General features: G+C 70.4%; 8 protein-coding genes. 4 read left to right on the plus strand and 4 right to left on the minus strand.

Features of this window, described 5'->3' with window-relative positions:
• Both AIIKEEIJ_RS09010 and zapE read right to left on the minus strand, forming a co-directional pair.
• Positions 1–1,743 (minus strand): AMP-binding protein (locus AIIKEEIJ_RS09010; RefSeq protein WP_161995489.1); only part of this gene is annotated, 1,743 nt, incomplete at its 3' end.
• Between the two features lie 9 nt (positions 1,744–1,752).
• A complete protein-coding gene (gene zapE, locus AIIKEEIJ_RS09015; RefSeq protein ID WP_161995490.1) occupies positions 1,753–2,718 on the minus strand; it encodes a cell division protein ZapE in 966 nt (321 codons plus the stop codon).
• A 49-nt stretch (positions 2,719–2,767) separates the two neighbouring features.
• On the opposite strand from zapE, the gene AIIKEEIJ_RS09020 reads away from it, so the two are divergent.
• Together AIIKEEIJ_RS09020 and AIIKEEIJ_RS09025 are read left to right on the plus strand one after the other, a co-directional pair.
• On the plus strand, positions 2,768–3,403 hold the full coding sequence (locus AIIKEEIJ_RS09020) for a TetR/AcrR family transcriptional regulator (RefSeq protein ID WP_029540862.1): 636 nt from the start codon (positions 2,768–2,770) through the stop codon (positions 3,401–3,403).
• A gap of 74 nt (positions 3,404–3,477) precedes the next feature.
• On the plus strand, positions 3,478–4,257 hold the full coding sequence (locus AIIKEEIJ_RS09025) for an IclR family transcriptional regulator domain-containing protein (RefSeq protein ID WP_043797546.1): 780 nt from the start codon (positions 3,478–3,480) through the stop codon (positions 4,255–4,257).
• A gap of 170 nt (positions 4,258–4,427) precedes the next feature.
• Here the strand turns inward: AIIKEEIJ_RS09025 and shiA are convergent, their stop codons facing one another.
• Entirely contained in the window at positions 4,428–5,792 is a 1,365-nt protein-coding gene (shiA, locus tag AIIKEEIJ_RS09030) for a shikimate transporter (RefSeq protein WP_006943336.1), read from the minus strand.
• A gap of 245 nt (positions 5,793–6,037) precedes the next feature.
• Between shiA and ligD the strand changes: the two genes are divergently transcribed.
• Positions 6,038–7,009, plus strand: a complete 972-nt coding sequence (gene ligD, locus AIIKEEIJ_RS09035; RefSeq protein WP_161995491.1) for a non-homologous end-joining DNA ligase — start codon at positions 6,038–6,040, stop codon at positions 7,007–7,009.
• Positions 7,010–7,337: 328 nt separating this feature from the next.
• On the opposite strand, the gene AIIKEEIJ_RS09040 is transcribed toward ligD, so the two are convergent.
• Positions 7,338–8,057: a MerR family transcriptional regulator gene (locus AIIKEEIJ_RS09040; protein ID WP_161995492.1), complete on the minus strand. Its 720-nt coding sequence runs from the start codon at positions 8,055–8,057 to the stop codon at positions 7,338–7,340.
• Positions 8,058–8,170: 113 nt separating this feature from the next.
• Between AIIKEEIJ_RS09040 and AIIKEEIJ_RS09045 the strand changes: the two genes are divergently transcribed.
• On the plus strand, positions 8,171–8,860 hold a 690-nt coding region (locus tag AIIKEEIJ_RS09045), incomplete at its 3' end, for an erythromycin esterase family protein (protein WP_161995493.1).

An 8,860-nucleotide genomic window follows, 5' to 3' on the forward strand; every position in this document is an offset into this window, starting at 1 on the left:
GCCCGCGGCCGCGAGCAGCACGTGTGCCCCGCCCACGAGGGCGAACAGGTGCAGATGCGAGCCGACGATGAGCACGATCGCCACGGCGCGGATGAGCACGTTGGTCTCGACGATCCGCCAGCCCCACGGCGCCCGGCGCGACGACGGGCTCAGCTCGCGCAGCGGCGTCGTCGGCCAGTCCGCGGGCAGATGCCCGAGCAGCCGCTCGAGCCGCACCGACATGCGCACGTACGACAGCGAGTCGCCACCGAGGTCGACGAACGTGCTGTCGTCGGTGACGTCGTCGCGGCGGAGAACGTCCGCGTACAGCGCCCGCAGCCGCCGGGGGTCCACGGCCCGCGCCTCGGGCGCCGGCTGCGGCGGTTCCGGGGCGGCGCCGAGCGCGGCGACGGCGCGGTAGTCCGGTTTGCCGTTGGGGGTGCGGGGCAGCTCGGCCACCACGCACACCCGCACCGCGGACTCGGGCAGCCCGCTCGCGCGGGCCGCGACCGCCCGCACGGGCGCGGCGTCGGCTCCCTGGACGGCGACGATCAGTTCGTCGTCGCCGCCGGCGCAGCACGCGACGAGCTCGTGGCGCGCGAGGACGGATTCGATGCGCTGCAGGTCGATGCGCAGGCCGAACAGCTTCGCGAAGCGGGAGCGACGGCCCACGATCCGGTACAGCCCGGCGTCGGTGCGGACGGCGAGGTCACCGGTGCGCAGTTCGTCGACGACACGCCCGAGGGCCAGCTCGGACGGGTCGGTGGCATAGCCGAGCATGACGTTGGGCCCGGTGTAGACGAGTTCGCCGGCACCGTCGCCGGCCTCGGGCACGGGGTCGATGCGGAAGGCGCCGCCGGGAACGGGGACGCCGATCGTGCCGGGGTGCTCCGCGGCGAGGTGCGGGGGCAGGTAGGCCATGCGGGCGGTGGCCTCGGTCTGGCCGTACATGACGAAGAACTGCCACCCGTCGCGCCGGCCGAGGTCGACATAGCGGCGGACGCGGTCGGGGTCGAGACGGCCGCCGGCCTGGGTGACGTAGCGCAGGTTCGGCAGGTCCATGTCGGCGAAGCCGACGCGGTCGAGCAGGTCGAAGGTGTACGGCACGCCCGCGAGGGCGCTGACCCGGTGCCGGTGCACGAGGTCCCAGAATCCGGGGTCGGTGACGGACCGGTCGGTGAGCACGGTCCCGGCGCCCCGCAGCAGGTGGCTGTGCAGGACCGACAGACCGTAGCAGTAGTGCATCGGCAGGGTGGTGATCGCGCGGTCGGTGTCGCGGATGTCGAGGTAGTCGGCGATGGCCTCGGCGTTCGCCTGCACATTGCGGTGCGAGAGGCGCACGAGCTTGGGCGAGCCGGTCGAGCCGGACGTACTGAGCAGCAGCGCGAGGTCGGAATGCAGGTCGTGGGTGCCGTCGGCGAGTTCTTCGATCCGGCCGCCGTCGACGACGACGTCGGGCCGGTAGGCCTCGATCGTCGCGGCCAGGGCGTCGGGCCGGTCGCCGGGCACGAGCAGCACGGGATGGCCGGCGGACAGCGCCGCCAGGTAGGCCACGATCGGGTCGACGGCGTTGGCCCCGGCGACCAGGACGAGACGCCGGGTGGTGCCGAGGCGGTCGGCGACGGCGGCGACCCGCTCGGCCAGGTCGCGATAGGTGATCTCGGTGCCGTCGCAGACGAGTGCGGTCCGTTCGCCGTGTTCGGCGAGATGTCGGACGAACGGAACCGTCGGACAGTCGACGAGCTCGGAAGAACGTGGTACCACCGCGGCAGTCTATAAGGTTTGGCTGTCCTGAATCCAGGCTCGGGCGGGTTCGCGGAGCAGTGCGAGGCGGCTGAGCAGCCGGTCGACGTCGGGTTCGGCGGGGACGGACGTCGCGAAGTCGGCGCGCGCGACGGTGGCCGACACCGTGAGCCGGACGTCGGCGTCGCACAGCACGTCGACGACGTTGCCGAAGCGGCGCAGGGCGTCCGCGTCGAGCTCGCGCAGCGGCGGGACACCGGTGACGACCCACTCGCCGTGCTCGCGGAGGACGGCGAGGTAGTCGGCGGGCGCGGTGGGGGCGCGGCACAGGTCGGCGAAGTCGAACCACACGACGTCGCCGCGCACGGCGAGGACGGGTAGTGCGCGGCCCGACGGTCGCAGGGTTCGCCGCTCCCCCGGCTCCGGAACGTCGAGAGCGCCGGGCGGGAGGAACTCACCCGAGGCGAACCCGTCGCCCGGGGTGGCCGTACCGGTGCGGCGACGGTCGATCGGCCCGCCGACCTCGACCACCTCGAGCCGGCGTTCGAGCAGGGCGATGGTGGGCTCGAACAGGTGGTGGAACAGCGGGTTGGGCAACAGGCCCGAGGGCGGGTAGTTGGAGGTGGCGACGAGCGCGACGCCCCGCTCGTGAAGGATGCGTACGGCGCGCGCGACGAGCATGCCGTCGCCGACGTCGTGGACGTGGAACTCGTCGAAGCACAGCACACGGGCGTCGCCGAGCGCGGCGTCGACGGCGTCGTCGATCGAGCCGAGGCGATGCGCCTGCGCATGCAGGCCGGCGAAGAAGCCGTGGAAGTGGTGCCGTCGCGCGGGACCGGGCACGGCCTCGAGGAACCGCTCCATCAGCCACGTCTTGCCGCGACCGACCGGCCCCCACAGGTAGACGCCGCGCGGGGTGGTGCGCCGCGCGGCGAGGTCGCGGTGCAGCCGCCCCAGGGCGGCGGCGCCGGCCCGCTGGTACGGATCCTCGGCCATCCCACCTCCTCTACATTGGTAGAGTACTCTACATATGTAGAGTTGGATCATGGCCAGCAGCCCCGACCGTCGCACCCTGATCGCCGAGACCACCCTCGACCTGATCGCCCGCGACGGACTGCGCGCGCTGACCCACCGCGCCGTCGACCGCGCCCTCGCCCTGCCCGACGGCTCGTGCTCGTACTACTTCCGCACCCGCGGAGCCCTGCTCGACGCCGCCGTGCACCGGCTCGCCGAGCGATCACGCGACGCGTTCGAGCACTCCGGTCTCACCCGCCCGACGACCCCGGTCGACGTCGACGCCGCCGCGCGCGCGGTCGCGACGGCACTCGACCGCGACCTGGCCCACCGCCGCCGGGATCTGCTCGTGCGGTATGCCCTGGCCACCGACCCGGCCATCGGTGCCGAGCAACGCGCCGGCCTTGCAGCCGCCCTGTTCTCCCGCGCCGCCGCGCGCGACCTCGTGGCCGCCTGCGGCGCCGACGACGCCGACTCCGCGGCTGCCGATCTCGTGAGCCTGGCCGAGGGACTGACCGTGGACCGGCTGCTCGGCGCCCGGTCGCTGGAGGGACTCGCCGCCGGCACCGCCGCGAGCGTCGCGCAATTGGCCCGGCCGATCGCGGTGTACCTCCGCGGCCTCGCCGGGGGCGACGGTACCGGCCGGGCACGAACCATGCGATCGTGATCCGGCACCGGCCTGCCTCCCGGGAGGCCCAGCCGTGGGCAGGCGAAGACACGTCGCGTGCCTAGGATTGGCTCATGCGATCGGCCGCCGGTGAACGGTACTTCCTCGAGTCTCTGGACCGTGGGCTCGCGGTGCTCGAGTGCTTCGACGAACAGCACCGGGAGCGCACTCTCAGCGAGGTGGCCCAGGTGGTGGGGATCACCCGATCGACAACGCGAAGAATCCTGCTGACCCTCGTCGATCGCGGGTTCCTGCGGCAGGAGGGTCGTCGCTTCATGTTGACCCCGCGCGTTCTCCGTTTCGGCTTCTCCTACCTGTCCGGGCTGGCGCTCCCGCAGCTGGCCGAACCGCACCTGGCGAAACTCGCCGCCGAACTCGAGGAAACCGTCTCGGTCACCGTGCTCGACGGATCGGACGCACTCTACGTCGCGCGAGTCCGTTCGCCGCGGATCGTGCGTATCGCGATCTCGGTCGGCATGCGCTTCCCGGCGTACGCGACCTCGCACGGCCGGGTCCTGCTGTCCGGCCTTACCGCCGACGAACTCGACCGCTACCTGGAGACGACGGAACTGCGGGCGTTCACCGAGCAGACCCTCGTAGACCCGGACCGGCTGCGCGCCGAGATCCTGACCACGGCCGAGCGGGGTTGGGCGCTGTCGGAGGACGAACTGGAACTGGGGGTTCGCGGCGTCGCCGTGCCCATCCGGGACCGAACCGGCCGGATCGTCGCCGCGCTCAACTCTTCCCTGCAGAACATCGCGCATTCCGGCGCGGACGTCGAGGCACGAGTGGTCTCCCGATTGCAGGAAGCAGCCCAGCGGATCGGGGCCGATCTCGCGATCAGCGGCCCATGAGCCGTGCGCGGTGCCGGCGGTTCCCCTTCCATGCTCGGCCGCACCCGGCCCGGCGAGGCGGATCAACCGATCCGTGCAGCATTTCGTGATCGAGAAGCCATTACGCGTAGGAGATTTCGAGCGCCCACGCCCCTGGCCCCGTCCGTCGCCGCCTCCGGTCGATCCGCGTCTCAGGGCGCGGTCGCGACAGTCGACGTCCGCGACGCCCGGGCGGCCCGGCCGGCGTCACCGTGGTCGTGTCCGAGCCGCCAGGCGATGATCCCGGAGATCACGCATCCGCCGGCGAGATAGACCGCCACCAGGTGCCACGACCCGCCGGAGACGGTGACCAGGGCCGCCGCGATGAAGGGGGTAAAGCCACCCCCGACCGCGCTGGCCACCTGGTAGCCCACCCCGGCGCCGCTATAGCGGTACTCCGCGCCGAACATCTCGGTGAACAGCGGCTGCTGCACGCTGACCACCATGTCGTGGGCGATGTTGACCAACAGCACCGCGAAGATGACGGTTCCGATCATCGAGCCGCCCTCGAGCATCGCGAAGAACGGGAACGCACAGACGGCGCCGAGTGCGGAACCGAGCATGTACACCCGGCGACGCCCGTACCGGTCGGACAGCCACGCGAACAACGGGATGGTCACCATTCCGAGGGCACCGACGAGCAGGCCGACGTTGAGCATGAAACTGCGTTCCATGCCGAGTTCGTTGGTGGAATAGCTGAGCGCGAACGTCGTGACGATGTACATCGAGAACAGCTCGACGAAGCGCAGACCGATGATCTGCAGAAAAGCCTTGGGATGCTTGGTCAGTGCTTCCACGAGGGGGATGCGCTTGCGGCTCTGCTCGCCGAGCTCCGCTTCGAGCCTCTCGACCTTCTCGGTGAACTCCTGACTCTCCTCCACGCTGGAGCGTACCCACAGGCCGAAGGCGACGAGCACGATGCTGGCGACGAACGGAACACGCCACCCCCATTGGGTGAAAGCCTCGTCGGTCGTGACACTGCTCATCAGCATGACGAAACCGGTGGCGAGAATCAGGCCGACGGAGTAGCCGACCTGTACGCCGCTGCTGTAGAGAGCCTTCTTCTTCGGTGGCGCGCTCTCCACCGCCATCAACGCGGCACCACCCCATTCACCGCCGACGGCGAATCCTTGCACAGCCCGCAGCGTGACGAGCAGGACCGGCGCCCACCACCCGATCGACGCGAAGCTCGGCAGCAGGCCGATCAGGGCAGTGGCGCTTCCCATGATCACGATGGTGAGCACCAGCATCCGTTTGCGACCGAGGCGGTCACCGAAGTGACCGAAGACCACCCCACCGAGCGGCCGGAAGAGGAATCCGACGCCGAAAGTCGCGAACGCGGCGAGCGTGCCGATGGCCGGGCTGACGTTGGGGAAGAACTCCTTGTTGAAGACGAGCGCGGCCACCAGGCCGTAGAGGATGAAGTCGTACCAGTCGATGACGGCGCCGACGAAGCTGCCGAAGGCTGCGCGCCGAGCCTGAGACTCGTCTGGGCCGGCGAGGTGCCGCTCGTTCATACCCGATCCTCGATCCGTGTGTTCGTAATGCGAACGCATGTCCGCTGAGTGGATATATGTGACGGTAGACACTCCGCAGGAGTTTCGTCAAGACGAGCGACAGGTGTCGCCACCGGCACGAAAACTGCGGCAATGCACCGGCGCCACCGGACGGCAGCGGAATACACGCGTGTAATTCATTCCGGTACAGGGTGATCCGAACAGTTGCCCTGCAGCCGGGCACGGCACACCGGATAATTCGACCCATGCCCGCCTCCCGCTCCGCGGTGCCCGCCCCGATGCTGGCCACGCCCGGCCGGCCGCCGATCGGCACCGGCTGGGCGGTGGAGATGAAGTGGGACGGCGCCCGCACGGTGGCGGTGTGCGACGGCGAGCGGTGCCGGCTCTACAGCCGCAACAGCAAGGACGTCTCGGGGGTCTACCCGGAATTGACGATCGCACTGTCGGCGGTGTCCCGGGGTCGGCCGATGGTCGTCGACGGGGAGATCGTCGCTCCCGATCCGCGGTCCGGGGCGCCGGCGTTCGCCCGGCTGCAGAGCCGCATCCACGTGGCGAAACCGACGGCGGCCCTGATCCGGACCATCCCCGTGGAGTTCTACGCATTCGACCTGCTCGCGCTCGACGGCGCGCCGACGACCCGGCTGCCGTACCTCGAACGTCGCCGTCGGCTGGTCGACCTGTCGATGTCCGGCCCCCTGGTCCGCACGCCGCCGCACTGGGTCGGCACCGACACGAAAATCCTCCTCGACCTTGCCCGCGATCACGGTCTCGAAGGCATCGTCTGCAAGCGGACCGATTCCGTTTACCAACCGGGACGCCGCGCTACGGCATGGATCAAGACCGCCCTGCGCAAGAGCACCGAGGCCGTGATCGCGGGATGGTTGCCGGGCACCGGCATGCACCGCGCGACGTTCGGCTCCCTTGTCCTCGGCGCCCACGACGACGACGGCCGTCTCGTCCACATCGGCAACCTCGGCACCGGCTTCACCACCGCCGGCCGGCGCGCCCTGTGGGAGAGGCTCGACGAACTCGAGCGGCCCAGCGATCCGTTCGACGTGATACCTCCGGCGCCCGTCGTCCGGGCCGCCCGATGGGCCGAGCCGGTGCTGGTCGGGGACGTCGAGTATCGCGAGTTCACCGGCGACAGTCTGCGCCACCCGAGTTGGAAGGGACTGCGGCCGGACAAGGAGCCGGAGGAGGTAAGAGCACCGAAATAGGAATGGATGCACCATCGCTGTGGTTTGACGAGGCCCCCGGTTCGACGCGACGGGGTTCTGGCATGCAACGTCGTGCACTTGGACGCTGGGCAGACTGTGTGCGAGGCGATGCTGGAGGGGCGGCGCGGCAGCGGCGTGCACGGTTTCCGAATGAGAACGGCACGATCCGTTCGCGACTGCGGCTCGCACGGAATTGTATCCGTGACAATGGAATCCGATCGAGAATGAGGCTGAGGCATGGGCAAGCTTCCGGAAGATGGGATACCGGTGGCATCCACGCGAGCGACCCGGCACTGCGCGGAATGGCCCCAGGATCCGGCCCTTGCCCTCACGACGTCGTCGGCCACCCCTGCTGTGTCCGGTCGAGCATGGTGAGGTAGGTATCGAGCTGGGCCGCGCCGGCGAGAAGGTTGCGGCTGCGCGTGGTCAGCCGGTCCTGCCAGGAGCCGAGGAAGGCGGCCAACGCGTCCGCCCCGCCCGCCGTGCGCAGCGACTCGAGGAACCGGGCGACCTGGGACAGCGGGTAGCCGCCCTGGCGCAGTTGCCGTGCGATCTCGGCGTCGCGCACGCAGTCCGGTCCGTATTCGCGATAGCCCGTTGCCCGGTCGCGGTCGGGGCGCAGGATGCCCTGGGTCTCCCAGGTGCGCAGCGTGGCCGGGTGCACGCCGAGTCGGCGGGCGAGTTCGCCCACAGTCAGCGGTCCACCGCGGACAGCAGTCGGTGCCGTGGTGGACAGGGCGCCCAGGGCCGTTGCGACCTCGGTGCGGGTGCCGCGTTCGGCGAGCAGCGCGACGTGCGCGGCGTCGATCAGCCGGTAGGCGGACTCGGTGTCGCCGCGGTTGACTGAACGCATGATGTCCGTTGCCTGCCGGTGCCCGTGGCCACCGCGCAACGCGAGGAAGGCGCGTAGAGCCTGCGCGTGCAGGGGCGTGTAGCGCCGGTAGCCGGTCTCGCTGCGCTCGGTCGGCGGGAGGATGCCCGCGTCGTCGTAGTTGCGGATCGCCTGTGCGGACAACCCGTGTTCCCGGGCGAGGTCGATGGGTCGCAACGTGCACCTCCGATTGAGGCTTCTACCTCTGGATTCCTGTTCGGAGTCGCTGAAGTTTCACTCGATTCTTCAACGATATCGTCGAGGGCAGTTCCTTCCGACAAGGGGTGTTCATGTCTACTGCCGCAGCACTGCGTGGAATCGGCCGCCAACTCGACGACTCGGCGAGCCTGGGCCGCGCCCTCGACGAACTGCTCGCCACGCGGCCCGAGCCGCCGACCCTGCTCGCCCTCGGCGAGCCGACCCACGGGATCGAGGCGTTCCCGTTTCTGCGCAACGAACTCCTCGGTCACCTCGTCGAACGGGGCTACCGGTCGATCGTGCTGGAGACCGATGTCTTCGCCGCGTCCGTCGTCGACGACTACGTGGCCGGGGAAACGGCGGAGATCGACACGGTGCTCGCGACCGGGTTCAGCCACGGGTTCGGCGCGGTGCCGGGCAACCGCGAACTCGTCGAATGGCTCCGCGCGCACAATGCCGGCCGCGCGGAGCAGGATCGGGTTCGCTTCCACGGCTTCGACGCGCCGTTGGAGTTCTCCGGGGCGCCGAGCCCGCGACGCGCACTGTCCTCGGCCAACGACTACCTGCCCGCGGCGCTGCGGCCCGCATCGGTCCGCGACCTCGACGCGCTGCTCGGCGAGGACGCGGACTGGACCAACCAGGCGGCCATGTTCGACCCGGCAGCGTCCGTCGGCGACTCCGATCGCGCTCGCGCCCTGCGCATTGTCGCCGACGACCTCGCCAGCGCCCTGCGCCGCGCGGCACCCGGCCTGCGCTCCGCCGACCCGACCGGCTACGACCAC

Origin of the sequence: Rhodococcus sp. YH1 (assembly GCF_009939605.1) — a bacterium.
Classification (GTDB): Bacteria; Actinomycetota; Actinomycetes; order Mycobacteriales; family Mycobacteriaceae; genus Rhodococcus; species Rhodococcus aetherivorans.

What these genes read in the sequence shown, in the direction of transcription:
- zapE (WP_161995490.1), bottom strand. Translation starts at nt 2,718, where the DNA reads ATGGCCGAGGATCCGTACCAGCGGGCCGGCGCCGCCGCCCTGGGGCGG.
- AIIKEEIJ_RS09020 (WP_029540862.1), top strand. Translation starts at nt 2,768, where the DNA reads ATGGCCAGCAGCCCCGACCGTCGCACCCTGATCGCCGAGACCACCCTC.
- AIIKEEIJ_RS09025 (WP_043797546.1), top strand. Translation starts at nt 3,478, where the DNA reads ATGCGATCGGCCGCCGGTGAACGGTACTTCCTCGAGTCTCTGGACCGT.
- shiA (WP_006943336.1), bottom strand. Translation starts at nt 5,792, where the DNA reads ATGAACGAGCGGCACCTCGCCGGCCCAGACGAGTCTCAGGCTCGGCGC.
- ligD (WP_161995491.1), top strand. Translation starts at nt 6,038, where the DNA reads ATGCCCGCCTCCCGCTCCGCGGTGCCCGCCCCGATGCTGGCCACGCCC.